We start from the raw sequence: 26,824 nt of genomic DNA, 5'->3' as shown, positions 1-26,824 counted from the left end.
TTAGATTTTTTTAAGGTTAATGAGTTCGTTCTTAGTTACAATTCTTGATTTAATTAATGCCATCAATATCACCACGACAATCCCGCATTTGATCAGAAACATCACAAATGCATTGTCGATTCCCGCTTGCTGGATAGACAATACTGACACATAGCCCAACACAATGAGCGCCAAGGCACCGAGCACCTTTGGAGCGTGATAGTTGAGCGAGGTATATCGTCTTGAAATGACGAGAACCAATACAAACATGAGTAAGTATGAAATACCGGTTGCCAAGGCTGCTCCGAACCCTCCCATAGATGGTACCATGAGAAAATTCAGACCTAGATTCACAATCGCGGCAATGCCCGTAATTAATGGGATTACCTTGGTTGAGTTATTGAACAGAATTGACTTAATCGGTACAAAGTACGCGGCCTTGAACAGGAGACCCACTGCAATAAGCGGAATGATGGCAAGTGATTCCTGATAGGCGTCTGAGCCGATGAACATGAAGACCTCATCCATGAAGATGACAATCAAGAATGAAATGAACATAATCGCCACCAAGAACAACTTGGCGATTTGATTAATCTGTGTTTCACCCTTTTCAGTACCAGCCTTCGAGAAGTAAAACGGTCCCCATGCCTTATCAAATGCCAAAGCCACAAACAGCATGATTGATCCGAGCTGATACGCAAGGCTGTAAAGACCAACTTCGGTCATATCGTGATATCTCTCAATAACATACCTGTCGGCAAGGTTGAGTATGATAGCAGCCAGTAAATGCGGTACCGCTGGTAGTCCATAATTAACAAGCTCCTTCAATCTGGATCTCGAAAACTGTTTCCAGAGGTTTACACCGCGGGTCACGAAGAAAAGTCCAATACTGCCAAAGACGGCAGTTGCGAGCAAGGCACTGGACAGCTTTCCGATAACCCCCAGATCAAACACTACAATTGCCAAAATGGCCCCTCCAATGTTCAGCAGAAAGAAAGAGAAGGAATGAATGCCATAACGTACAGACTCCCCTTTTGCCCGTAGGACATTCAAGTACAACTGATTACAAATGGAGAATATAAAGGTTACAGTAACAATTGCACCGTACGGATAGAAGCTAATGTTGTTAAAACCTACGTCGAACAACCACGGCCCTAATCCGAAAAGGGCAATCACCAGAAATGCGCTTACACCGAGTATGAAAAGTACTGCAGAGGCTATGTACGACTTAAAATCTCCCGATTTCTCAGCTATAAAATGAAAGCGGACTAGTGCCCCACTTTGTCCTAAATCGCCTAGAATTACGAGAAGTGCTAAAACAAAGGCCATAACAGAAAGTAACCCATACTCCTCAGGTAAGAAATATGCGGTATACAGTGGGATAAGCATGAAACCAGTCGCCTTCTGTAGAATATCATTCACGAAGTAGACGGCTGAACTCTTTGCGAATCCACCTGAGCCTTTACTCTGCAATATGCTTTTCAGTGATTTCACTCTTGGTCTGTGCCTGTGCCCATTACATTATGACGAAGCTTCCACTCTCCGTTGTCCTTCTTCCAAAGGTGTGGTGAACGGAATTTGTCCGCCAAATCAGTCTTGAAGTACTCCGGATCGATATCCAAGTACGCCATGATCTCGTCGAAATATCTGTCTGGGAACTCACCGTCAAATCGATTCACCAAGGCTACCGCCTCTTCTCTCGTAATGTGACGGTTTCTGATTTCCTGAGAAGCATCATATGTCGTTCTACCAATACCGAACTTGATGTACGTTGTATAGTAGTGCAAGTCATCAATCTTATCGTCGATACTATTGTACTTGCTGTACGTACCTTGAGTACGGAATGGTCTAGCCTTGAAGCCCGTATTTTCTACCGCGTAGTAATACACTTCTTGAGGAGTCCACTTGAGGTAATATCCCAAGTAGTGCACTTCAACCTTAGACTTCTCGAGTTCCTCAACAGAGGCTGGAAGAAAGGCCTGGATATCCGACATCTTCACGTCATAGTCCTGCATAATCTCCCCTACCGAAAGTCCACCGAGGTAGATTTCATCAAGGTGAGAATAGCTGTAGTACGACTTATCTCTAAGTGAAGTTTCGTTATCCGCAATTGGGTTGCCATATTCAGCTTCATTTTCTCCGTAGAAAATGAGATTGATACCATATTTAGCAGCAATTTTCGGTGCGAGGTTCTTCTGACCTAGGATGAAGGTTTGGAATGGGTGAAAGAGGTTCTCGATGGAAAGCTTGGTTAGAAGCTTCATCACCTTACCGTTTCTATTCCAAGAAATATTGTCGAATCCGCTATCAATCCAATTCTTCCAGTTCTTGTACCCATAGTCAGTATAAAGAATTGGAGGCCAGGTTACAGTCAACGGGTTCATTCCGTACTTGTACTTGAGAATGTGAGCCTGATAGGCACTGTCTTTACCACCAGAACCAGGAACCAAACAATCGTAGCTGCCGTCTTTGCTTCTGTGTTTATCGAGCAATTCTACCAGCTTAGCTTCTCTTTCTTCCCAGTTAATGCTTTCCTTTTGCTCTGCAGTTCTACATGCATCGCAAATTCCTTCCTCATCAAAATTCATAGTGTCCTTAGCACTGTTGATGGTGTGCTTGAACTCTACGGTCGAGGTTGGACGTTGATTACTCATGACGCAGCGCTTACAGAACTTCACTTCTGACGGCAGGCCGTAGTACGTTTCGAGTTTGTTTGAATCGCTCATGGCGTAATTGTAAATATTAGATTAGTTTGTTCTGAATTGCCCAATTTCTGTAGATGCTCAAACCAGCTTCACCGCTTTTTTCCGGGTGGAATTGCGTTGCAAATACATTGGGTTGTGAAAAGACTGCAGAGGTATAGCGAATACCTCCGTAAGTAGTTTCCGTAAGTGTATACTTTGAGTCTTCCGGAGACGCATAGTATGAATGTACGAAGTACATGAACTGCTTGCTTTCCAAGTCGCACAACGGAGAATCTGCCCAATTAAGTCCAGCAGTTTCTTCAATTTCGTTCCAACAGATTTGAGGAACTTTGTATTTCACTCCCTCAACTTCGGTTTTGAACTTTTTGATCGTCCCCGGGATAAGTCCCAAACCTTCCATGGTGCCGAATTCTTCGCTCTCTGTGAACAGCAACTGAAGTCCGAGGCAAATGCCAAAAATCGGACGTCCTTCTGCAGCCAAGCTTCGAAGTGGCTCTACCAACCCGAGGTCGTGCATGTTTTGCATGGCTTCCCCAAAAGCACCTACTCCTGGTAGAATGATAGCATCGTACTTGTGAAGATCCTCACCGCTTGAGCAAAGCTCTGCGTTGATTCCCACTTTCTCACAAGACTGAATTACGCTGAAGAGATTACCCAAATGATAATCTACAATAGCTACTTTCTTCTCGCTCATATCCTTACTCGTATATTTTTTTCCTTCATGCGCTCCTTCAACTCGCTCAAACCTGTTGGAACGAATTTATGAAAGCCACGTTTCTCTTCGAGGAACCTGGTGTTACCTTCACTTGATGATACGTTGTGATCAATCTTTTGAATGGCTTCGTAATGTAGCACTGACGCCACCGCCACCGCATCTGCATTAGTTGCTTCGATCATTTCTACCACATGGTCTGCATGCGCTGGGCCACCATGTGCAACAACCGGAATAGTCACAACTTCATTAATACGCTTGATGAGCTCATGGTCGAAGCCTTCGCCCGTTCCTTCACGATCTACAGAAGTCACTACAATTTCACCTGCTCCGGCCTCACAGACTTTCTTTGCCCATTCAATTGCATCAACTCCAGTATACTCCCTACCGTTGTCCGTATATGCTAGGTATCTTCCATCTGATTCTTTAATAGCCTCGATGGAAACCACAATGGTTGAAGAGCCGAATATCTTCGAAGCTTCTTCGATAAGCCCCGGGTTATTAATTGCAGCGGTGTTCAAGCAAACTTTATCTGCTCCGGCTCTCAAAACGGATTTAATATCCTCGATGGAGCGAAGTCCTCCTCCTACTGTAATTGGGATAAAGATGCTCTTTGCAGTTTCTGAAATGATGTCGTGCAAACTGTTTCTACCGTAAAGGGAAGCAACCACGTCCATGAAAATCAACTCATCCGCTCCGTTTTCGTAGTAATACTTAGCGAAATCAGATGGTCGACCAAGCACGCGAAGGCCTTCAAGGTGAATACCCTTAACCAAGTTGGGGCCCTTAATATCGAGCCTAGGAATTACTCTAATTGTTTTCATTCGATTGTTTCAGATAAAACTCAGCGATATTCCAATCTATCAATGTGTCGATGTCAACACTCCTAGAGTCAGGCATGACATACTTGACAATTTTCTCAAATCCCAATCCATTCAAAGCTTCAAAAGCATTGCAATTGAAGAGGTAAATAGATCCGTTATAGGCATAGACAGATGGAGCATCTTGTCTTCTTGTTACCCTATTCTCGGCGTCAACAAATCCCTTCAAGTATCCTTCAGAATCCTGTTTAAAGAGATTGAAATAAGGGTTCTCCTTTACTTCCTTCACACTTACAACCATGTCACAGTTGCTCTTCTTATAAAGCTCAACCATTGTTCTAAAATCCGACTCCAATCGGAATGGAGAGGTTGGTTGAAGTAGAACTATTTCACTGAAATGAACATCTCTTTCTTTGTAGAAATTGATGGCATGTGAAATGACGTCCATCGAAGAGCTCGTATCAGTAGCGAGTTCTTCAGGTCTCACAAATGGAGGCGTAACGCCTAGGTTCTCGCACACCTTCAGTACTTCTTCATCGTTTGATGATACACAGAGCACATCGCCCTCCTCCGAACATGTCTGAGCGAATTCAATGCTGTATTGAATGAGCGGCTTTGTGCCAAGAACTTTTGTGTTCTTGCCAGGCAATCCTTTGGATCCAGCACGTGCTGGTATCAGAAATAACTTCCGAGTGCTCATAAAAACAGGTGTTTTACATCCTCTTGAGCCTTGATGAAGTCTTGGTGCTTGCCAATGTCCAACCAATAACTAATCAATGGATAATGAACTAATTCATTCTCACCAATCATGGATTCCATTAAATCTGTGGCGTTGTAATGCTCGTTTACAGGAACCAAATCTTTCAACTTCGCATCGAGCAAATAGATTCCCCCATTTGAGTAATAGGTATATCTAGGCTTTTCTTCAAAGCCAGATACACGCGTACTGTCGGTGCGAAGCACTGCATATGGAACATTCACGTTGTAAGGAATACTTGCAACGGACATTCTCGCCTTACTCTCAATGAAATGGTTGTAAAAATCCTCAAAATCTATATCGGTGAGAATATCCGAATTCATCAAGAGGATTGTCTTCTTGGAACAGTTCTCTATCAAAGAAAGTGCACCAACAGTACCCAGCGGCTTGTCCTCCTCTATGTAATGGATTCTGATTCCCTTTGATGACCCATCTCCAAAGTACTCAGTGATTTTCTCCTTGAGATACTTCACACTGATATAGATATCCTTGACACCATACTTGATCAAGCGATCGATGTTGTGCTCTATGATTGGCTTGTCACCAACTAGCAACATGGGTTTAGGAATGTTCTCCGTCAGCGGACGCAATCTTTCTCCTTTTCCACCTGCCATCAAAAGCGCAGCCATAGGAAGCGCAGCCTTCGTTCGCGTCAAATCTACGAAGTCAACGAGTTCTTCGGATTTGCTAAGCACGGGAATTAATTCAAGCCCAAGCTTCGCATACTCCTTATGTAAACTGCTATTGTTGCTGTCTTCAACAAAGAACTTGAAGTTCTTATTCATGTACTGTTCGACCGAATCCGAAATCTCCAGATTGTTCAACAATCCACGTCTGATATCCCCATCAGTGATAGTTCCTACGAGCTTACCGTTGTCATCTGTGACGAATAGATTCAGTACCGCGCCATCTGGCAATGTGCTAAGTGAACGCAAAGCATCTCTTGCCGTGCTAGAACTACTGATGATGTGAGGCTGAAATTCAGTTCTCATAGGATTCGTTTGAGAATGTCGCGAATAGACTGCGCTACATTGCGACGTTCATAGATATTCTCTCCTTTATAGCTGTACCCTTGACTTTCGATATACTCTACTTTTTGCAGAATACGATTCGAATCAAAAGGTGTGTGTAATACATTCTCACCGCATGCTCTTCCTTCTTGTCGGTTACCGACATTCACGGCATACTTACCAAAGGAGGCCACTTCAATAATACCACTTGAACTGTTTCCAATTACAAACGAACAGTGCTTCAATGCTGTGAAATAGCTCTTTTTACCCAATGATTCAATGATGAAAAGATTTGGTTCATTGGCGAGCTGAGTGCTGTACTCGGCTCTAATCCGTGAGCCGTGAGTATCAAGGTTCGGAGGACCAAGGATTACCTGATACTTCTTTAGCAGTTCTTTGATGGATTTGATCCACTCAGCCACGTGTTCATCAATAGAGTTGAAGTTAACCGTCTCAGGATGATACGTTGCTACAACCGTTGGTTGATCTAGATCTATACCCCACTTTGCCTTGAATTCCTCCACTGTGTCGAGCTCTAAATCCGAGAGACCATCTAAACTGAGAGAGCCAACTGGATAAATATGCTTTTCAGAACCTACAAGTGCCGAAACACGCGCAGCGTAAGGCTTGGTTGATGTGAAGTGTACTGTCGAAGCAAGTGTTATACAATCTCGATATACATTATCAATTGCTCCGAGGGTCGTTTCTCCGCCATGTAAGTGACCGATAGGTATACCAAATGGCACCGAGGCCATTACCGCCGCATACATCTCGAAGCGGTCACCCAAGGCCAGTACTAGATCCACCGAACCAGACAAACGAGCCCATACATCCGCGAACTTCATTGCCGTAAGCGCTGTGGAGGTGGAATTAGCAAGTGGATCGTCGTTTAGTAAGATAGAGTCTACTTTCTCAATCACTGTAAACCCATCACGTTCAATGTGTTGCAATGTATATCCAGTCACCTCCGAAAGATGCGAACCGAAGACAATCATCTGCAGGTTGAACGCATTGTCAGCAGCCAAGACATCCAATAATGGTTTGTAGATGCCATAATCCGCCCTTGAGCTGGTAAGAACTGCTATGTTTTTTACTGCAGAGCTCATTCAGCCAGGTTTGATTCGTGCAAAGGCTCGAAGGCCTCAATTGTGTCAACTACCTTCTTCCCTACTACATTTTCCCATTCCATAGGAGACATTCCAACAGCTGGACGAAGTGGAATCAAATCTTCCTCCTTGATAACTTCGCCAGCCTGAAGTTGACGGCGCACGTGAATACTCTTACGAGCAGGAATTATATTCTGAGACTCGCTTTTTGAGACGGCCTTTTTTCCTGTTCCAGAAATGGCTAGTTCAATATTGCGAATACCCTGTACCATTTGCTTCAATTCATGCGGTTCTAAGGAAGCACTATGATCTGGTCCAGGTAAACCTCTATCTAGTGTAAAATGCTTTTCAATAACTGTCGCACCGAGAGCTACGGCCGCAATAGGAACTTCAATTCCCATGGTGTGATCAGAATATCCAACGTTTACATCAAAGGTATCTTTGATATGGTTCATTGCCAATAGATTAACATCCTCCATCGGCGTCGGATACTGCGTATTGCAGTGGAGAACCGTGATATCACTTTTCGACATCCCCGCTTGGGTAAGTACATTCAGGGCTGCCTCAATATCGTCCATTGACGACATTCCTGTAGAAATAATAACTGGCTTACCAAAAGAAGCAAGCTCTCGCAGATATGGGTAATTGGTGATTTCACCGCTTGGCACTTTGAATTGCTCAAAGCCCAAGGAATTCAAATACTTCAATCCTTCGGTGTCGAACGCAGTAGAAAAAAACTGAAGCCCTTTCTTCGAACAATGCTCGATAAGCTCATTGTGGTCATCGTCGGACAACTCAAGCTTCTTGAGCATCTTGTACTGAGACTGATCGTCATCAGGAAGACTATCCTGCTGATAGTTAGCCTTCTTCGCTTTTGGACTTACAAGTGTATCGGCTTTGAAAGTCTGAAACTTCACTATGTCCACTCCAGCTTCAGCCGCAGCATCAATGAGCTGAAGTGCCTTAGACATATCACCGTTATGGTTCACCCCAGCTTCAGCAATAATGAGCGTATGTTGTTTGTTCTTCTTCATAGTGCTTATAATGGTCTGGCTGGATTACCCACCCATTTTGAATTGTCTCCTAAATCCTTGGTGACTACGCAGCCAGCACCGACTATGACATTATCACCTATGGTAACACCTTCTTTTATCACCGAATTAGCACCTATAAAAGATTCTTTTCCAACGCTTACATTCCCGGCTAGAACTGCTCCAGGAGCAATGTGCGCCCCGTCACCAATAATACATTCGTGATCGATTGAACTGGAAGTATTTATAATGCAATTCTTTCCAACCTCAACAAGTGGGTTGATAGATGCGCCTCTAGCGACAAAACTACCCGAACCGATAGTCGACATTTTTGAAACAGAAGCTGCGGGGTGAATTACTGTGCTCAAGTCACCTCCCTTATCGCTCAGGAACTTGGCTATTTTAGTGCGTATGGAATTACTTCCTATACCAAGAATGAATGAATGTCCACTGCCGTTATAGGCAAAGTCTTCTGCCCCTTCAAATCCTAAATAACTCAAATCAAATGGATTATGAGTGGACTCCTGCCTTTCCGTATATCCAGAAAGCTTCAAGCCCATCTCAATAGCAGCTTCTGCCACTACATAAGCGTGACCTGAGTAGCCTACAAGTATGTACTTAGACTCTTGCATTGCTAGGGATATTTACGATTCGAGCTTCCAAGTACTCTGAATTCTTCTGGTCGTCTTTATAGCAATGCTCAAACATTGGCATTCTATGCATCAACTCCCAAATAGGTCTTGTCATAACCCCATTGGAGTTAGTATACTCGAGGAATGCATTTCTCTCTTCAAATGAGTTGAGTTCCACACTCATTAACCAATAGTTCCACTCGCTTTCTGCAGGTGGTTGATTCAATTTGAGTCCCATCGCCTCAAATGAGGAAACATATGCGGAAAACAATTGCTTCTTGTGCTTCAATATATCGTCAAGCGATTCCAACTGCGCGCTTAGCAATGCCGCATTCACATTCGGCATTCGATAGTTAAAACCTATCTCGTCATGTCTGTACTCCCAGCGATGTGGGACTTTCGCCGTAGTTGTTATGTGCTTTGCCTTCGAGCCTAATTCGTCATTCGTGGTCAGAATAGCGCCACCACCACCGGCGGTTACAACTTTGTTTCCATTGAAGCTCAACGCACTAATTTCACCAAAGCTCCCGGCAGGCTTGCCACGATAAGAGCTTCCCAAAGCTTCGGCCGCATCTTCAACGACAGGAATATTGTACTCCCGACAAACACGGATTAATTCCTCAATACGAGTCATAAACCCGAAGGTGTGCATTGGCACACACGCGGAAATCCGTCGTCCGGTTGATTTGTTGTAACATCCGTCCTCGCGAATCTCTCCGAACTCTTCCAAGAACGCGCGTACAGAAGATGGGGACAACCCCATTGTATCGAGGTCAACGTCCAAGAAAACAGGTAGGGCACCTAGGTATGAAATGGCGTTGGCTGTGGCAATAAACGTAAGGGATTGAGTGATGACCTCAGTTTCCCTCATTACACCAGCAAGTTTTAGAGCGGTATGAAGTGCTGCCGTACCGTTAACGACCGCCACGGCTTTCTTGCAACCTGTTAGGCTTGCGAGCTGCGTTTCCACCTTGTCAACGAATGGGCCAACGGAAGAAACGAAAGTAGAATCTACCGTTTCTATCAGGTACTCCTTTTCCTTACCGTTAAACACAGGCGGGTGCAACGGAATGAAAGACTCTGCTGGAATGAGGTCCTTCACCGCTGTTACAAACTCTTTTGCCTTGCTGTATACCGTATCGCTCATTGCCTAACCCTGAGATAGATTTACATTTTTTGATCAAGATATTTCCCTTTCTCTTCGTGTTGAAAATCTGGGATCATCTCGTGAAAGAGTGCTACTATTTCGTCTTTAGACCATTCTCCTTTGGCTCTTAAATCCGTAATCACCGCCTCAAAGTGGTCCAATTTATCTTTATCAAATCCTAGTTCGTTTTTGATGACACCAAGGTTCACAAAGGTGTCCAGATCGAGCTTCTCATCGCCCGTATAAAACTCCTCATAGGGCTTTTCGCCAGTAGTGTCGCTCTTGGTAAACAAACATGGCCAAGCTTTGTCACCCTTCACTTTAGCTGACGCGAGGCTTCTCGCTTCATCTTCTGATGAGCATAGTTGAGGTTCAAGGTTACGATCGTGGAGATAGCGTTCAGCGATTTCGGAAAAACTCACTAAGCCAAAATCTTCGGAAAGCTGTGGGAAGAAAATATCTCGATTTTCTCCAAGTAAGCATGAGACCATACAAAGTTCACCTGCTTCCTTTGGAATCACGAAATATCGCTTGACATCATTCGGTGCTACAATAGGTTGATTCTTCAGGATTCGTTGATTGAATCCGTGTAGCAATGAACCGTCTGAGAAGGCAACGTTCGCAAATCGGGCTGTAGAAATAGGAAGAAACTGACTGTAATAGTTCAGGAATAGCTCCATGATGCGCTTAGACGCACCCATCATATTCACTGGGTTTGCAGCCTTATCCGTAGAAACGCAGAAGTATTTCTTCACTCCGCACTCCATACTTTGTTTGATTGTCTTAACCGTATTGAGGACATTAACCTCAATCATTCTCATAAGTGTATATGGATCCTTCTCACTTCTCACATGTTTGAGAGCTGAAAGATTTAGCACATAATCGTACTTCCCATCTGCCTGAATGAAGGCATCATACTGCCAAGATCCTATATCGAGTGCGAAAGTTTGAAAATCACCATCAATATAGCCGAAGGAACTACGGATGTCCCTAACCAACTCAACCAAATTGTTCTCGGAGATGTCGACAACGTGGAGCTTTTTAGGATTTCTTTTGAAGATTTCCTTAGTCACGGCCTGACCTATAGACCCAGCACCACCGAGAATTAAGAATGAGCTTCGCTCGACCTGACTTGACAATTCGCCTTCGCAGTTATCGATATCAGATTGAAACAATTCAGATTCTCGTCCGATGATGGAAAGAATTCTATGCTCTTCCATGGATAGCTTTGTTTGGTTTATGCTCTACAGTTAGAGTCTTGCAGTGACTGAACTTTTCGGAAGGAATGCTTTAACGTCGTAGATAACTCCGTCAGCTATTACGTGCTTCTCTAGTGAGATTTCACCAAATTCCTTGTGTGCAACCGCAAGAACGATAAGTGAGTAATCCGTTGCATCGATTGAATTAATCAAGTCAATACCATATTCTCCCTTAACTTCCTCGTTGTCAGCCCATGGATCGTAAACATCAACATCCATATCGTAAGTCTTCAACTCATGATAAACGTCGATTGCTCTTGAGTTACGAATATCAGGGCAGTTCTCCTTGAACGTAATTCCAAGCATAAGAGCCTTAGCTCCAGCAACCTTGTGTCCCTTCTTCAACATCCACTTTACAGCTTCAGTGGCCACGTAAGGCCCCATACCGTCGTTCAGTCTGCGACCAGCAAGAATGATCTCTGGGTGATAACCTACTTCTTGCGCTTTCTGAGCGAGATAATATGGGTCAACTCCAATGCAGTGTCCACCAACTAGACCCGGCTTAAATTGAAGGAAGTTCCATTTTGTAGACGCCGCTTCCAACACTTCATGTGTGTCAATCTGAAGTAGGTTGAAGATTTTCGAGAGCTCGTTCACGAAGGCAATATTGATATCCCTTTGGCTATTCTCAATAACCTTAGCGGCTTCAGCCACTTTAATAGAGCTCGCTTTGAACGTACCTGCTACAATAACCTCTTGATATACCTTGTCGATATACTCGGCCATCTCTTCAGTTGAACCTGAAGTAACCTTCTTAATTTTTGTAACAGTGTGTTCTTTATCACCCGGATTAATGCGCTCTGGAGAGTATCCAGCATAAAAATCACGGTTGAAGATCAACCCTGTATTCTTCTCAATGATTGGGATACACTCGTCCTCCGTAACTCCTGGATAAACGGTTGATTCATAAACGACAACATCTCCTTTGTCAATGACCTTAGCGATGGTCTCACTTGCCTTGATCAAAGGTGTAAGGACAGGTCTATTGTGCTTATCTGTAGGAGTTGGAACCGTGATAATGTAGAAGTTGCAACTCTTCAAATCCTCAAGGCTACTAGAATTGAGTAGACCATTACCTGTTTCAGGTAGGCTATCCACAAGTACAGACTTGAGGTTCTCCGAATCAACTTCTAGTGTTGAATCAATTCCCGTATTTAATTCCGCTACACGCGCTTCGTTAATATCAAAACCAACAGTAGGAAACTTCTTTGCAAACTCAACTGCTAAAGGCAATCCTACATATCCGAGTCCAATAACTCCGATTCTTGTTTCATTAATGGATTTTCCCATCGTATAATCTATTAAACGCGATTAAAATCGTCTTCAATTCGTACTATGTCGTCCTCCCCAAAGTAGCTACCTGTCTGAACTTCAATAAATACCAACAGTTCAGAACCTTCATTGGCGATTCGGTGCTTCGCTTCGGTTGGAATGAAAATGCTTTCACCAACGTTCAGTGTATGTACTGTTCCGTCCAACGTCACTTTCGCTTGCCCTCCTACTACGGTCCAATTCTCCTCTCTCTTAAAGTGATATTGATACGATAGTCGAGCGCCTGGCTTTACTTCAATCCTTTTCACCTTGAAAGTTTCAGACTCTTCAAGAATGAAATAGCTACCCCAAGGCCTCGTTTCAGATGACGACTTGTTCATTAGTTATTCTGGGTTAGTTTGACGTTGTTTTTTTCTATTCTCATCGCTCCAAATCAGCAATTTAGAATTTGAGGATTGAGATTTAAAGTATTCTGAGATTTCAGAAGAGCTCAGACATACATATCTGATTCTCTTGTTCAGCATTTTCTCCGCTTTAGAAATCAGAGAGGCGATGTATATCCGGTCTAGTTCCTCACCAACGAGAACTAGGTCAATGATGGACGAAACCTTGCCCTGAGCAAGATCGCCTTCGATATACACTTCCTGAAGATTGCCTGTCCGCGCTACGATGTTCTCGACGATAGCATCAATCCCAACATACTTCTTGAGTATATTTTGGATATCGATGAACATGGAGTGATTTCGATTGGCCTTGTAGAATCTCTTTCTGCCTTGAAATTCGCTGGATAATAAGCCAGCATCTTCAAACCTATTGAGCTCAACGCGAATGGCATTACTACTCTCACCGAACTCGCTAGCCAATCCTTGTAAATACCCACTGGTACTGGGGTTCAGGAATAGCTTAAGCAGGAGCTTGAGGCGCGTTTTTGATGTGATAAGTGTATCTAGCATGCAAGATTGAACTCTTATTCAAGTAACAAAATTACTCAAACATCCTCAAACATGCTAAACTTACAGTTAAGAAAGTATTAATCTATTTACGTCGGTTCCGTTTGAACAGTCTGGAAACCAAACCAGAAGACTCAGTAGGATCATCACCGAAGTATCCATAGCCATAGCCGTAGCCATAGCCGTAACCGTAGCCATAGCCGTAGCCATATCCATATCCTGAACGAACTTGGACGTCATTGAAGACAACGTAGATGTTGCTCAACCCTCTGCTGTGAATAACCTCATTCATGGCCTTCACTAATCCCTTGTCGGTATAGTTCTGGCGAACCACAAACAAGTTGAGATCGGAATGTTTGAACACTTCGAAAGTATCAGCAACGATTCCGATTGGTGGAGTATCGAACACGATATATTCGTAATCCTTCTTGAGGTCTTCTATCAGCTGATTGAATTTAGGAGAGATAATCAACTCGCTCGGGTTCGGTGGAACTGGTCCGGCCGAGATGATATCCAAATTCTCGCTGTGTGTTGTCTTTTGGATAATATCTGCGTAAGCACAATCGCTGGAAAGGAAGTTAGACAAACCAACTTCGTTGCTCAATTCAAAGTCATTAAAAATTCTCGGCTTTCTTAAATCGAGTCCGATTAGAATTGTCTTGTGGCCACCCAAGGAAAGAATAGAAGCCAGGTTAATACTCACGAATGTTTTTCCTTCACCAGAAATACTCGAAGTAACTAGGATGATGTAAGGCTTCTTGTTTTCTGTGTTCACGTACTGCACACCCGCTCGAAGTGAGCGATAGGACTCTGCCATGGCAGATTTAGGTGACTCGAGAACCACGAGGTTGCTCATCTTGCTGTTGTAACCTAAGCGGCCAATGACACTTGCCGATGTAGCGGTCACCAAATCGTGTTCGTTGCTAATCTTTGTACGGAAAAGATCTCTCAAATAGATAATGATAATCGGAATGACCAATCCAAGAACAAGTCCAATCGCATAGTTCAATGTCGACTTTGGCGCAATAGGAGATTTCGAGGTACGCGGCGCGTCGATAACCCTTTGACCTGGCTGAACAGATGCCTTGGCAATACCAGCTTCGGCGTACTTCTGCATCAAGTAGGTGAAGAGCTCATTGTTTACCGTATATCTTCTTTCGATTTGAAGATAGTCACGCTCTAACGAAGGAAGGTCGGATATCTCTTCATCAATCATTGCAACGCGCTTAGTCAAATCTTGAATTGACATTTTGGAGCCTTCGATAATGTTGAGAAGGTTCTCACGCAATGATTCTCTAGCTACATTAATTTGAGCGTTAATTCTGCGTACAATCGGGTTTGCCTCCGTCGCACCAAGAAGTGCAGCATTTCTTTCAGAATACAGTGTTTGGAGTCGCTCTACCAAGCTAATCAACAAGGGATCTTCAATCCCCATTGTACTAGGAGCAACGATTTCTGTGAAGTCTTTTCTTGAATCAACTCCAGCTAAAATGTACTCGTAGTACTGCTGGCGGGCAAGCTGTTCGCTGCGTTCTTTATCTAGCTCATACAATCGATCTGCCACTGCTTGTCCGCGCAAGGATAAATCAACCACGCGCTTGTTTAATCTGAACTCTTCGCGTTCTCCTTCTACTCTACTCAAGCTATCCTCAACCCTTTCAAGCTGGGCAGAGATAAAGTTTATTGTTGCTTCAGCTTGGTGGGTCTTCTCTTCAAGCCCCATCTTGATGTACTCGCTAACTAACGCTTCAAGTAGCACTTCGCTTTTATAGGATTCGGCTCCGTCAAGCTGAATATCAATGGCACTTGCATCAATGGCTGTTGGCTCAACTCTCAACTTGTTCTTGTACTCAAGGAGCACTTTCTCAAACGCTAGGAATCTGAAAGATTGAACAGTAGGTTCCGAAGCTTCATAGTCAAGAAATCGCAAAGTAGGCTTAAGACGAAATCTTCCGCCTTCCCACTCTATCCATTCATTCAGTTTAGTTTCGAAAGTGTACTCTTTGCTATCTATTACCGGTCCATTAATCACTTTGTATTCCGAGAAATCGTAGTACGTAGGAGCATCGGCTATATCAATAGACAGACGAATATCTCCACCTTTGTTTAGAATTTCAACGGTATACTCCGAGCTAATAACTTGACGGTGCGAAGAGTCAATCTCTACCGTGTAAAGTCGATCTCTATAAATCTCACCACTTACGAAACGACCACTGGACTTGTAAGAAACACCGAAATCAAGGGTATTGAGCGTTCTTTTGAGTAGCTCATAGCTCTCGAGGATCACCACCTCATTCTCAAATTTCAGTCTTGGGTTGTAATAACCAATGGCGCTCATCACTCCTTCTACCCCCGTGCTTCCACCACCACCGCCATCTTTAACCAATACGGTAGTCGATGTTGTGAAGATTCTGGTAGTATATCGATTCACTGTGAAGGCTATCATTAAACAGAACAGCGCGGACACAATGAATAGCGGCCAGTAATTCAGATACTTAAAGATAATTGACTTGATATCAAATGACTCGTCTGCGTTACCAGAGGCGGAGCGTGATTGTTTCGATTGCTCAATCATTTCAATCAATTACTTAAGTTTCTAATAGATACTGCGATGAGCAGAATAGAGCTGATTATCGATAGCGTTTGTATGAACGTACTGATACCCGTTTCTCCAAAACCCCATGATCTTTGAGGAAGTGGTTTGACGTTGATAATGTCATTCGGTTGTACAAGATAATCAGGGTGCTCTAGCACTTCTACATCGGTCAAGTCAAGGTCAAACACTCGAACTCCTTCCGGATACTGACGAATAATCTGAACTGATTTTCTCTTACCGTATATCGTTGAACCACCGGCAATTGCCAGAGCTTCGAAAATATTTGCCTGATTCTGGTAGATCGTATACTTACCAGGACGAATCACTTCTCCGATTACGCTGAAACGGATTCCGCTGAGCTGCACATTGACAGAAATCGCCTCATCTTGGAAGTACAACAAAAGCTTGGCCTTAATGGCAAATTTTGCTTCTTCTACCGTCATACCTTCAACGAGTACATTCCCCACAACGGGAAGGTCTATGACGCCATCCGAGCTCACAGTATAGCCTGTCAAATAGAAATATCCGTCACCCGCATTCTGAACGTTAGAAACTCTTGATGAATTAAAGGCATTAGCAGTACGCTCTTCAAAGCTCCGCACCGTAACATTCAAGATGTCATTCTCTTGAATGAAATACTTCTGTCTCTGAATCTCATAGAACAGTGAATCTCCCTCTTGCCCTTCCGGAACCTGCAAATAAGTCAAGTCCTTCTGCGGAATACAAGAAGTTGTAAACAAGCCCAGTAAAATGATTGCAGGGAGAAAGCGTAAGAAGCCCCATTTTTTCGGCGCCTCGGATGCACGTAGCTCTGGCATCTGGTTAGGTTTCAGATTCAACAAGCCACAAATATAGGAAGGTGAGTGTTAATGGGGTGTTATTGTGGGGAAATCTTTTAGGCTGGTCGTGCGGACGGGCGCTCGCAGAGAATTAGAGCAGTGCGTGATGGAGAGAGTTCGCAGAGGAGTTTGGCTGTGAATAACAACTGTCCCCTTGCTCCCAAGTGAATTTGGGGAACACTTCTTCGCTGTAGCCTCGGATATCATTCTACTAGTGCGGGGCTTTAGCCCGTGCGCTCTAAGAACACCAGGATTTGTGCCCAGAAGCTCTGGCACAGAAAATAAGGAACTAACGTGATGGAGAGAGTTCGCAGAGGAGTTTGGCTGTGAATAACAACTGTCCCCTTGCTCCCAAGTGAATTTGAGGAACACTTCTTCGCTGTAGCCTCGGATATCATTCAACTAGCACAGGGCTTTAGCCCGTGCGCACTTGGGAGAAACTGGATGTGGAGCGTTCGTAAATATGATTCAGCTAGTCCAGGCCTTCAGCCCATGCCCACTTGGCTTACACTCGCTAACTGGCGCATGTCTTGCGACCGCAGGGAGCCTTGCCGACGAAGGAGGCCTTTCAACCGCCAAACGGCGGATGACTTGATTCAGCCGACAGGCTGAAGCTTTCTCCACTCAACTTATCGCCAAAATAAACCCCTCTCCATGCACATTCTGAATTTCTATCGTTCCGTCTTCCGACAAGTACTTGCGGAGTTTGGCAACGTAGACATCCATAGAGCGGCCGGTGAAGTAGTTCTCATCCTTCCAAATTTTCACCAATGCTACCGACCTTGGTAAAAGGTCGTTTTTATGTCGAGCCAAGAGCTCTAATAACTGAGACTCTTTCGGGGATAGTTTCCGCTCCTCATCTCCTAAGCTCAATATTCTCAAGCGCGGATCGAAGGTGTATTTACCAATCGAGTACTTGTCTCCTTCTGCCTTGGAGTTGCCAGGCTGACGATTCAACACGGCTTTGATCTTATATAGCAGAACTTCTGTATCAAATGGCTTGGTCAAATAATCATCTGCACCCAACCGGAATCCTTCCAACATATCCTCCTTCATACTCTTGGCTGTCAGAAAGATAAGCGGCTGATTTGGCGTAGCCTTGCGAATTTCCTTAGCCGTAGAAAAGCCGTCACGCTTCGGCATCATAACGTCCAAAATGCACAGGTCCCAGTTACCGTCGGCAAACTTCGCCAGGCCATCGTCGCCATTCACGGCCAACTCAACTTCATATTCATTTAGCTCTAGGAAGTCCTTCAACATTGGACCAAAAGTTTCATCGTCTTCGATGAGCAGGATGCGCTTCATACGTCTGTAGGTTTGAGATTTTCGAACTTACGACCAAATACGGCAATGGCGAAAATGTTAAAAGGAGTTTCACACTTTTTTATCAGGTTTTTCGTGGTGGAGACCTCACACAGAGAAACAGAGGACTCAGAGAAGGATGATACTTAATGGAAACCTCTCACAGAGAAACAGAGGTCGCAGAGAAGGATGATACTAAATGGGAACCTCACACGGAGGCGCAGAGGACACAGAGAATAATGTTGACTTGTGGGTATTCTCTAAGTCTTAGTGAAGGAGTCACTTCAAATTCCAATTGCTCCTTAGGTTTAGCATACCTAAGATTCTTGTAATCAAGAAAAACTCTGTGTGAGATCTTCACTTACCAGCCACCTCTCGTAACGCCTCTTCCCACGTCACATTCTCCCAGCCCGTTCCGCACAACACCGACAAATCCATCACCGAATATGTCGGGCGCTTTGCCTTTTGAGGGTATTCCTCACTCGTGCATGGAGCTACCGTGCCAGGCAGGCCGTTCATTTCGCGGATGGCCAATGCAAATCCATACCAAGTTGTACTTCCCTCATTCGAGAAGTTCATGGTAGTCTTAGTGCCAAGCCCAAACCCGTCCTTGGATCGAATAAATTCAATGATAAATCGTGCCAACGAGAATGCTGAAGTCGGCGTTCCATGCTGATCGTTCACAACTCTCAATGCCTTACCCTCCCCCAATAACCGATTCATGGTCAAGTAAAAGTTTCGTCCAATTGAACTGTACAACCAACTGGTTCGAATAATCAAATGCGAAACGCCCGACTCAAGAACAGCCTTTTCCGAATCCAGTTTGGTTAGACCATACACGCTTTCTGGAGAAGCATCTTCGATTTTTCTGGGTGTTTCACCTGGACCTCCATAAACGAAGTCGGTGGAGATATGAATCATGAAAACACTGGATCTCGCACAAGCTTCTGCAACAGATCTAGTTTGATTCACATTTACCTTCCGTGCTAAATCAGGCTCATCCTCGGCAAGATCTACAGCCGTGTAAGCCGAGGTGTGCACGAGGTGGGTAATTTGATTGGAAGATAAATAATCGGATAAGCTGTCAACATCATAAAAATCAAGATCAGATGACGATGCCAAAATGAGTTCTTCTTGGCGGGCTGACTCCCATTCTCTTTCAATGCAAGAAGCTAACTGCCCCTTACCACCTGAAACCAGTACTTTCATTTTAGATGTGGTTCGAGTTCAGAAATCGACATCAATCGGCCATCCTTTTCTGAAAGCTTTATATCCATTCCTTCAATTGGCCACTGGATGCCAATGGCTGCATCATTATACATCAAGCCTATTTCATCGGCGACCGAATAATGATTATCACATTTATAGGTGAAAATGGTATCGTCTTCAAGTGTAACAAAGCCATGGCCAAAACCTCGGGGCACGTAGAGCATTCGGTGATTCTCAGCCGTTAATTCAACACCAAACCATTGTTTGTAGGTCGGTGAAGAAGGTCTTAAATCAACCGCAACGTCCCACACTGCGCCAGCAACAACTCGAACCAACTTGGCTTGTGCTGCACCACCTTTCTGCATGTGGATTCCGCGAAGAACTCCTCTGCTCGACTTACTCTGATTGTCCTGTACAAAGTGAGAATTCTGCCCCGTTAGCTGTTCAAACAACACGTCGTTGAACGATTCGAAAAAATACCCTCTGTGGTCTCCGAATACAGTCGGCTCCAATAAAAAACAATCCTTAAGCGGCTCGGATAGTACCTTCATGAAATTCTAGCTTCTTTACGACAAAGCTAAGGTAATAATGAATGTACTTCCCTGCCCCGGAGTACTCTTTACACGAATGTCACCACCGTGTTTACTCACTATTTCTTTGGCATAAGCCAAGCCTAGGCCGTGTCCTTTTACCGTGTGTACGTTCCCCGATTCGGCACGATAGAATCTATCAAAAATATGCTCTCGCACTTCCTTGTTCATTCCAATGCCGCGATCCGATACACTCAGCTCAAGGTGCCCATTTCTGCCTATGGCCTGAATTGAAATTACTGGCCGCTCCATGGAATACTTGATGGCATTGTCGAGAATATTGATTAGCACATTGGACATATGATGACGGTCTACATCTACAAAGAGACCCGGCTCAACATTCATCTTCATCTCTCCTTCCCGACCTTCAATTGTAAGCGCCATGTGTGCATAGGCATCGTCCACCCAATCACTAACTTCTACCTTCTCTCGTTTGAGTTCAATCTCATCTTTGTCAAGCAACGACATGCGAAGAACTTGCTCAACCTGTTTGTGCATTCGGGCGTTTTCCTTGCGGATAATATTGGCGTAATGATTCAGCTTGGCACTGTCATCCTTCACTTTCGGAGAGTTCAAAGCGTCTATGGCCAAATTGATTGTAGCCAGCGGCGTTTTAAACTCGTGAGTCATATTGTTGATGAAGTCGTTCTTGATTCTATTGATCTTCTTTTGCTTCAACATCTGCTTGATGGTTGCCCAAAATGTAGCTACAACACCAATAGTAAATAGGGTACTAAGTAGTAGCATCATCCAAAGACTTTGAAGGATATACCCTGTAGTATCGGGAACTTGAAGGAGTAAATACCTTGGCGACCCCCACAAATCATTTCTAAAAATGGGCACTTTGAATGCGGCGGAATCGCTATCAAATCCGTCGCTCTTCAAACTGGTAAGAAAGTCGCCTTCGCTAATGGCGTATTGATAATCAATCTCTACTCCCTTGTGTTTTAGCTCCGCGGCAATGATTGAATCGATGTCCTCATTCTCAAACCTCGTATCAATTGGAACCCAATCTCTCACCGAACTCCGCACAAAGGTTTGAAGGACCGTATCCATCGTGAGTACCTTCTCTTCTATCCGTTGCATCTGCCCGAGAAAGAGACGAATTCGTCCGTCTCGTGTACGTTGTCCTGATCCTTCTTGACTCACCTCCACTCGGAACGGTCCGCCTGGTGCATAATATGTAGTATCTGCCTGAAAGCTAAACGTATAAAACCCCGTGCTGTCAATTCTTTCTCGTTCGAGTTCCGCCTCTCCTACATAGCTCACACGGTCAGAAGCTACGGCAGAAATAGGCGGTGATGGTGGCGCCGGAGGCTCTGTGCTATCAATCTCGAAAATACTTGGGATCTGCTCTTGCAGCCAAGGCTTAAACTCCGTTTCGTCGTCTAACAGACGCATGGCATCCACCCCTTCAATTTGCTCACCTGCGTTGCGCATAGCCTCCATCACATCGCTTCTAAATCTGGCTTTTCTCACCTCTACTGCATTCGTAAAGAGGTAGACCTGCACCGCAATAGAACCCAATAGGGCAACCGAAATCAGTGAAATTAAAAGTCGTGAGTTTCCGCTTGTCATGGTTTCAAAAATACGCGGGAAATGGGAGACTCGTGGGTTTTAACTTGTCATTAACGTGGGGAGGCCTCACACAGAGACACGGAGGGCACAGAGTTTCTCGCAGAGAAATTCAGAGATGAGCTGGGTGGGGAGAGTTCGCGGAGGGGGTGGGCTTTAGGATATCAGGTGCCCATTAAATTGCGTGTTACTCGATGGAACACTTCCCCGCAGTAGCCTCGGATAGTATTCAACTAGCACGGGGCTTTAGCCCGTGCGCATTTAAGACACCAAAGTTTGTGAACGGAGGCTCTCGCAGAGAATTTCAGAGATGAGCTGGGTGAGGAGAGTTCGCGGAGGAGGTGGGCTTTAAGACATCAGGTGCCCTTTAGATTGCTACTTTCTCAAAGGAACACTTCCCCGCAGTAGCCTCGGATAGGATTCAACTAGCACAGGGCTTTAGCCCGTGCGCATTTAAGACACCAAAGTTTGCGCTCGGAGGCTCTCGCAGAGAAATTTAGAGATAAGCTGGGTGGAGAGAGTTCGCGGAGGAGCTGGGCTTTTGGACATCAGGTGCCCTTTAGATTGCTACTTTCTCGAAGGAACACTTCCCCGCAGTAGCCTCGGATAGTATTCAACTAGCACGGGGCTTTAGCCCGTGCGCACCCCCGCTTGCTTCCGTCAATCGACGGAAGCCTTGCCGACGAAGGAGGCCTTTCATCCGCCAAACGGTGGATGACTTGCGACCGCAGGGAGCCTTTCCGCCAGAGGCGGACCTCAGTGAACTTCCCCCTCACTTCCACGTTATCTCCCAAAAACCCAACAAATGAATTACTTGATTGTCGGAGGAAACTCCGGTATTGCCAATACAGTTGCACAGAATCTCTTAAGCGATGGTCACAACGTGATCACATGCGGACGTGAAGAATGGAAAGGCGATAGCCATGATAATCACACGCATCACGTGCTTAATGGGGTTACGGAAGTAGACCAGATTGAGCTTCCTGAAGAGTTGAACGGACTACTCTATGCGCCGGGGACTATCAATCTCAAACCCTTTAGAGGATTGAAAGACGACGATTACCTACACGATTTCGAGGTGAACGCACTTGGGGCCGTTCGCGCAGTCAGACACGCACAGAATGCACTCAAGAAAGGTGAGAATGCATCCGTCGTGCTCTTCAGTACCGTCGCTGTAACACAAGGAATGCCGTTCCACGCCAGCGTTGCTATGTCAAAAGGCGCCGTAGAAGGACTTACGCGAACGCTTGCCGCCGAATTTGCCCCAAAAATCCGAGTGAATGCCGTTGCACCATCCCTATCAGACACACCTCTTGCCTCTTCTCTTCTGAGCAACGACAAACGCAGAGAGTCTGGAGCTGAGAGACATCCACTGAAACGAGTTGGAACGGCAGATGACATCGCCAATGCAGCACTTTACCTGCTCAAAAACGACAGCTCATGGGTGAGTGGACAGATTCTACATGTAGACGGTGGAATGAGTAAACTCAGAGTCTGATCAAATGAATTATCGTCAAGCCGATATAGCAGAATTAGACAGCCGATTCAGAGCCCATCTCATCAATTCCTTAACCGGCTTTAAGTCAGTTGCGTTGTGCGGAACGCGCAGTGCGAATGGGGTGACTAATCTGTCCATCCTCAGCTCTGTAGTCCACCTAGGTTCAAACCCTCCACTCTATGGGATGATCTTCAGGCCTGAAACGGTTAGACGAGATACCCTCAACAATATCCGCAGCCAAGGTGTATTTACGCTGAATCACATTCACGAGGACTTTCTCTATGAAGCACATCAAACCTCAGCGAGTTACGCCGAGGAGGAGAGCGAGTTTGAGGCGACCAACCTGACTCCAGCCTATCTGGCAGACGTGGATGCCCCGTTTGTGAAGGAATCTAGAGTCAAGCTTGGCATGAGATATGTCCGAGAAATTCCGATTGAAGAAAACGGCACCCTCATGCTCATCGGAGAAGTGATTTACATTGAACTTCCGGAGGAGATTATGGCCGAAGATGGTTATGCCGTTATCGCTGACGCTGGAACGCTTACCGTTAGTGGATTGGATGCCTACCACGCCCCTATGAAGCTCGCCAGACTTACATATGCGAAGCCCGATAAACCCGTTGAATCAGCCGATTCCTTCTATTCTACCCCTCCAGCCCGTTGAAATCTATCAACATATACTGGTTTAAACGCGACCTTCGATTTTCGGACAATGCCCCTTTGGCCGAGGCGCTTCAAAGCGACAAACCTCTGCTTCTACTGTACATCATTGAACCAGAGTGGACGCAGCACCCGACATTTGATATTCGGCATCTGAGGTTTGTACTCCAAAGCTTGATGGATCTTGAATCGAGATCAGGCGAGGCTTCCATTCTTATCAGTAACCAATCTGCGTTGACCACCTTCGAAACTATAGCCGAAGCCGCGAATATTGATCACGTTTTCAGTTACGAGGAAACGGGATTGCGCTGGTCGTTCAAGCGTGATATTGAAATGAAGGCGTGGTTTAACAAGAGGTCGATTACCTGGAAAGAGTTTCCCTCCAACGGTGTAGAGCGCGCTCGAAAGAACCGAGAAGGATGGCAAAAACGATGGTACAGACTCATGAGTAGTGAGCAGTCCAAAATCAATTTGCAACAACTGAGAGAAAGGGTTCTCTCACCACCTGAATTAGGGTTAGAATCACACGTGAACATACGTGAAAAAGCCCATGAAATAAGGGATTTAAGTTTTCAACCCGGAGGTGAGTCTTACGCCCAAAAATACTTGAAGAGCTTCACCAATGAGCGTATCAATGGATACAACCGAAGTATTTCAAAACCCAGTGCAAGTCGAAAACATTGTTCACGGCTATCTCCATACTTGGCATTTGGGAACATGAGTGTTCGTCAGGCTTACCAGGCCGTAAATTCATTAAACCACAGTAAGCGAGACGCTGTAGCGGTGAAATCGCGCTTCAGATGGCATTGCCATTTCATTCAGAAATTCGAAATGGAAGATCGGATGGAATTCGAACACCTCAACCGCGGGTATGCCGACATCAAATTTGATCATAACGAAACATTGCTTAAAGCTTGGGAAACCGGAAACACGGGATATCCCTTAATTGATGCTTGCATGCGTTGTCTCCACGCCACGGGTTACGTCAATTTCCGAATGAGATCGATGCTCGTTTCTTTTCTCACCCATCATTTAAATCACGACTGGCGAGATGGAGTGCATCATTTGGCAAGACTGTTTCTCGATTTTGAGCCCGGGATTCATTACGCTCAATTTCAAATGCAAGCTGCAGTAACGGGAATACATACCATAAGGATCTACAATCCCGTAAAGCAATCTCAAGATCACGACCCCAACGGAGAATTCATCCGCAAATGGGTCCCAGAGCTCGCACAGGTACCAAATCATTTCATCCATGAACCGTGGAAAATGACTCCGTTTGATAAGATTGATTTACCAGACTTCGATTACCCTGACCCTATTATCCATCTTGAATCGGCCTCAAAAGCTGCACGTGAAAGATTATGGGCTCGAAAGAAAGACGAAAAGGTTAGAGCTAACCGCAAGGACATACTCGATCGACATACCTAAGACTTCCTGACAGTCGGCAAACTGAACAATGGCGGCGTATTCGCGTTACACCAGTGTGAACAAGCCAACGAAAATCTGTCCCGTATGCAATCGTCCCTTTACTTGGAGAAAGAAATGGGAACGAGACTGGGAATCAGTCAAATACTGTAGCGAAAGATGCCGTCGATCTAAGAACAAACAACCTCTGTCAGCGTGACAAAAGCCAAAGAAGTTCGGTTCCTGCTGGGCGATCAACTCAACATTCGTCACTCTTGGTTTGGCAAATCCGATGAACAGGTGCTTTACCTGCTTATGGAAGTTCGACAAGAAACCGATTACACCACGCATCACATTCAAAAAGTGTGTGGCTTCTTCGCGGCCATGCGAGAATTCGCTGAAACACTGAAATCTAGAGGGCATCGCGTTCATTATCTGAAACTTGTGGACAAAAACAATCAAGGTGACATCTCCGCCAATATCAAGAGAATCGTAGATGAATCCGGAGCGAAATCATTCAAGTATCAAGAGCCCGATGAATTCCGATTGGACGCGCAATTGTCTGAACTTTGTAATGAACTTAGTTCATCTGGAATAGACTGCGAATGTTCGACTACCGAGCACTTTTACACGGAAAGGTCTTTCCTGAAGGATTTCTTCAAGGGGAAAAAGACCTACTTGATGGAGAACTTTTACCGGCACCTTCGCAAAGAGCACGACATCTTGCTAGAAGCGGGTAAGCCACGAGGTGGAAAGTGGAATTATGATAAAAGCAACCGCAAATCTCTACCAAAGAATCACACCCCTCCTGCTCCATTAAACTTCGAAAACGACGTAGCGTCTATCCTCGAAGAATTAGAGGCAAGTGATGTAAAAACCATTGGAAGCATTCGTGATTCTCAACTGAACTGGCCTATTTCTCGCACACAGTCGCTCCAGCTGCTCGATTATTTTGTTGAAAATGCACTCCCATGGTTTGGGGATTATCAAGATGCACTCACCACTGAGAGTTGGGCCGTTTACCACAGCAGACTTAGCTTTTCAATGAATGTCAAGCTTATTTCTCCCAAAGAAGTGGTCAATAGAGTGCTAGAGCAATTCGAACAGCATTCCGACTTAATTGACATCTCCCAAGTAGAAGGGTTTGTGAGACAAATTCTTGGTTGGAGAGAATACATGCGTGGCATTTACTGGGCCGAAATGCCGGAATACGCTTCTCTCAATGCCTTAGATCAGGACAGAAAATTGCCTTCGTGGTTTTGGACAGGTGAAACCAAGATGAAATGCCTCTCCCATTCCATCACGCAAAGTTTAGAATACGCCTACGCGCATCACATTCAAAGATTGATGGTCACTGGCAACTTCGCCCTGTTAGCTGGGGTACACCCTGATGAAGTTGATGATTGGTATCTCGGAATTTACATGGATGCCATTGAGTGGGTGGAGATTACCAATACCCGTGGTATGAGTCAGTTTGCCGATGGCGGTATAGTTGGCACCAAGCCTTACGTTTCAAGCGCCAATTACATCGATAAGATGAGCGATTATTGCGATCAATGTGTATACGACAAGAAGGATAAGACCGGTGAAAACGCTTGTCCTTTTAACAGTTTGTATTGGCATTTCTACGCTCGAAACGAGTCCACACTCTCCAACAATCCGCGCATCGGGATGATGTACCGAACTTGGAACAAGATGTCACCCGAGAAAAGAGACGAACTACTAAAGAAGGGAGATTCTCTTCTAGAAAATATCGAAGAGCTCTAA

At 44.9% G+C, this 26,824-nt stretch carries 25 protein-coding genes; 5 read left to right on the top strand and 20 right to left on the bottom strand.

The window, feature by feature from the left end; genetic code table 11:
* The 20 genes from F8C67_RS00925 to F8C67_RS00830 all read right to left on the bottom strand — a co-directional run bounded on the left by F8C67_RS00925 (window position 1) and on the right by F8C67_RS00830 (window position 21,495).
* Window positions 1–1,473: an oligosaccharide flippase family protein gene (locus tag F8C67_RS00925; RefSeq protein WP_151665907.1), complete on the bottom strand. Its 1,473-nt coding sequence runs from the start codon at window positions 1,471–1,473 to the stop codon at window positions 1–3.
* Window positions 1,470–2,705 carry an N-acetyl sugar amidotransferase gene (locus F8C67_RS00920; protein ID WP_151665906.1) on the bottom strand — a complete coding sequence of 412 codons (1,236 nt, stop codon included), beginning with the start codon at window positions 2,703–2,705 and terminating at the stop codon, window positions 1,470–1,472. The genes F8C67_RS00925 and F8C67_RS00920 overlap by 4 nt, the downstream gene beginning before the upstream one ends.
* A gap of 16 nt (window positions 2,706–2,721) precedes the next feature.
* The gene (gene hisH / locus F8C67_RS00915; RefSeq protein ID WP_151665905.1) at window positions 2,722–3,378 is read right to left on the bottom strand and encodes an imidazole glycerol phosphate synthase subunit HisH; all 657 of its coding nucleotides are present in this window, start codon (window positions 3,376–3,378) and stop codon (window positions 2,722–2,724) included.
* Window positions 3,375–4,220, bottom strand: a complete 846-nt coding sequence (gene hisF / locus F8C67_RS00910; protein ID WP_151665904.1) for an imidazole glycerol phosphate synthase subunit HisF — start codon at window positions 4,218–4,220, stop codon at window positions 3,375–3,377. The genes hisH and hisF overlap by 4 nt, the downstream gene beginning before the upstream one ends.
* On the bottom strand, window positions 4,207–4,917 hold the full coding sequence (locus tag F8C67_RS00905) for an acylneuraminate cytidylyltransferase family protein (protein WP_151665903.1): 711 nt from the start codon (window positions 4,915–4,917) through the stop codon (window positions 4,207–4,209). The genes hisF and F8C67_RS00905 overlap by 14 nt, the downstream gene beginning before the upstream one ends.
* On the bottom strand, window positions 4,914–5,966 hold the full coding sequence (locus F8C67_RS00900; protein ID WP_151665902.1) for a nucleotidyltransferase family protein: 1,053 nt from the start codon (window positions 5,964–5,966) through the stop codon (window positions 4,914–4,916). The genes F8C67_RS00905 and F8C67_RS00900 overlap by 4 nt, the downstream gene beginning before the upstream one ends.
* Entirely contained in the window at window positions 5,963–7,090 is a 1,128-nt protein-coding gene (neuC, locus tag F8C67_RS00895; RefSeq protein WP_151665901.1) for a UDP-N-acetylglucosamine 2-epimerase, read from the bottom strand. Before neuC ends, F8C67_RS00900 begins: the two co-directional genes overlap by 4 nt.
* Entirely contained in the window at window positions 7,087–8,124 is a 1,038-nt protein-coding gene (gene neuB / locus F8C67_RS00890; RefSeq protein WP_151665900.1) for an N-acetylneuraminate synthase, read from the bottom strand. Before neuB ends, neuC begins: the two co-directional genes overlap by 4 nt.
* Before the next feature lie 5 nt (window positions 8,125–8,129).
* Window positions 8,130–8,753, bottom strand: a complete 624-nt coding sequence (locus F8C67_RS00885) for an acetyltransferase (protein WP_151665899.1) — start codon at window positions 8,751–8,753, stop codon at window positions 8,130–8,132.
* Window positions 8,740–9,900 carry a LegC family aminotransferase gene (locus tag F8C67_RS00880; RefSeq protein ID WP_151665898.1) on the bottom strand — a complete coding sequence of 387 codons (1,161 nt, stop codon included), beginning with the start codon at window positions 9,898–9,900 and terminating at the stop codon, window positions 8,740–8,742. Before F8C67_RS00880 ends, F8C67_RS00885 begins: the two co-directional genes overlap by 14 nt.
* A 20-nt stretch (window positions 9,901–9,920) precedes the next feature.
* Window positions 9,921–11,120: a UDP-N-acetylglucosamine 4,6-dehydratase gene (locus F8C67_RS00875; RefSeq protein WP_151665897.1), complete on the bottom strand. Its 1,200-nt coding sequence runs from the start codon at window positions 11,118–11,120 to the stop codon at window positions 9,921–9,923.
* A 30-nt stretch (window positions 11,121–11,150) separates the two neighbouring features.
* A complete protein-coding gene (locus F8C67_RS00870; protein WP_151665896.1) occupies window positions 11,151–12,449 on the bottom strand; it encodes a nucleotide sugar dehydrogenase in 1,299 nt (432 codons plus the stop codon).
* An 11-nt stretch (window positions 12,450–12,460) separates the two neighbouring features.
* A complete protein-coding gene (locus F8C67_RS00865; RefSeq protein ID WP_151665895.1) occupies window positions 12,461–12,811 on the bottom strand; it encodes a phosphomannose isomerase type II C-terminal cupin domain in 351 nt (116 codons plus the stop codon).
* A 3-nt stretch (window positions 12,812–12,814) separates the two neighbouring features.
* Window positions 12,815–13,384 carry an ArsR family transcriptional regulator gene (locus F8C67_RS00860; protein ID WP_151665894.1) on the bottom strand — a complete coding sequence of 190 codons (570 nt, stop codon included), beginning with the start codon at window positions 13,382–13,384 and terminating at the stop codon, window positions 12,815–12,817.
* An 82-nt stretch (window positions 13,385–13,466) separates the two neighbouring features.
* Complete coding sequence (locus F8C67_RS00855; RefSeq protein ID WP_151665893.1) at window positions 13,467–15,956, bottom strand: GumC family protein; 2,490 nt, start codon at window positions 15,954–15,956, stop codon at window positions 13,467–13,469.
* Between the two features lie 5 nt (window positions 15,957–15,961).
* Window positions 15,962–16,795, bottom strand: a complete 834-nt coding sequence (locus F8C67_RS00850; protein ID WP_151665892.1) for a polysaccharide biosynthesis/export family protein — start codon at window positions 16,793–16,795, stop codon at window positions 15,962–15,964.
* Between the two features lie 645 nt (window positions 16,796–17,440).
* On the bottom strand, window positions 17,441–18,121 hold the full coding sequence (locus tag F8C67_RS00845) for a response regulator transcription factor (RefSeq protein ID WP_151665891.1): 681 nt from the start codon (window positions 18,119–18,121) through the stop codon (window positions 17,441–17,443).
* Window positions 18,122–18,475: 354 nt separating this feature from the next.
* Window positions 18,476–19,327 carry an SDR family oxidoreductase gene (locus F8C67_RS00840; RefSeq protein WP_151665890.1) on the bottom strand — a complete coding sequence of 284 codons (852 nt, stop codon included), beginning with the start codon at window positions 19,325–19,327 and terminating at the stop codon, window positions 18,476–18,478.
* The gene (gene rfbC / locus F8C67_RS00835; protein ID WP_151665889.1) at window positions 19,324–19,878 is read right to left on the bottom strand and encodes a dTDP-4-dehydrorhamnose 3,5-epimerase; all 555 of its coding nucleotides are present in this window, start codon (window positions 19,876–19,878) and stop codon (window positions 19,324–19,326) included. The genes F8C67_RS00840 and rfbC overlap by 4 nt, the downstream gene beginning before the upstream one ends.
* Before the next feature lie 15 nt (window positions 19,879–19,893).
* A complete protein-coding gene (locus F8C67_RS00830) occupies window positions 19,894–21,495 on the bottom strand; it encodes a sensor histidine kinase (RefSeq protein WP_151665888.1) in 1,602 nt (533 codons plus the stop codon).
* Window positions 21,496–22,297: 802 nt separating this feature from the next.
* Here F8C67_RS00830 and F8C67_RS00825 point away from each other — a divergent pair.
* The 5 genes from F8C67_RS00825 to F8C67_RS00805 are packed head-to-tail and all read left to right on the top strand — an operon-like array spanning window position 22,298 to window position 26,824.
* The gene (locus F8C67_RS00825; RefSeq protein ID WP_151665887.1) at window positions 22,298–22,990 is read left to right on the top strand and encodes an SDR family NAD(P)-dependent oxidoreductase; all 693 of its coding nucleotides are present in this window, start codon (window positions 22,298–22,300) and stop codon (window positions 22,988–22,990) included.
* Window positions 22,991–22,994: 4 nt separating this feature from the next.
* Window positions 22,995–23,654 (top strand): flavin reductase family protein, encoded by a 660-nt coding sequence (locus F8C67_RS00820; RefSeq protein WP_151665886.1) that lies wholly within the window; start codon window positions 22,995–22,997, stop codon window positions 23,652–23,654.
* Window positions 23,651–25,081: a cryptochrome/deoxyribodipyrimidine photo-lyase family protein gene (locus F8C67_RS00815; RefSeq protein WP_151665885.1), complete on the top strand. Its 1,431-nt coding sequence runs from the start codon at window positions 23,651–23,653 to the stop codon at window positions 25,079–25,081. The genes F8C67_RS00820 and F8C67_RS00815 overlap by 4 nt, the downstream gene beginning before the upstream one ends.
* 28 nt (window positions 25,082–25,109) lie before the next feature.
* On the top strand, window positions 25,110–25,277 hold the full coding sequence (locus F8C67_RS00810) for a DUF2256 domain-containing protein (protein WP_151665884.1): 168 nt from the start codon (window positions 25,110–25,112) through the stop codon (window positions 25,275–25,277).
* Window positions 25,274–26,824 (top strand): cryptochrome/photolyase family protein, encoded by a 1,551-nt coding sequence (locus F8C67_RS00805; RefSeq protein ID WP_151665883.1) that lies wholly within the window; start codon window positions 25,274–25,276, stop codon window positions 26,822–26,824. The genes F8C67_RS00810 and F8C67_RS00805 overlap by 4 nt, the downstream gene beginning before the upstream one ends.

Origin of the sequence: Phaeocystidibacter luteus (genome assembly GCF_008933115.1) — a bacterium.
In the GTDB taxonomy this organism is placed as follows: Bacteria; Bacteroidota; Bacteroidia; order Flavobacteriales; family Schleiferiaceae; genus Phaeocystidibacter; species Phaeocystidibacter luteus.
This window is presented reverse-complemented; position numbering and strand designations above follow the sequence as displayed.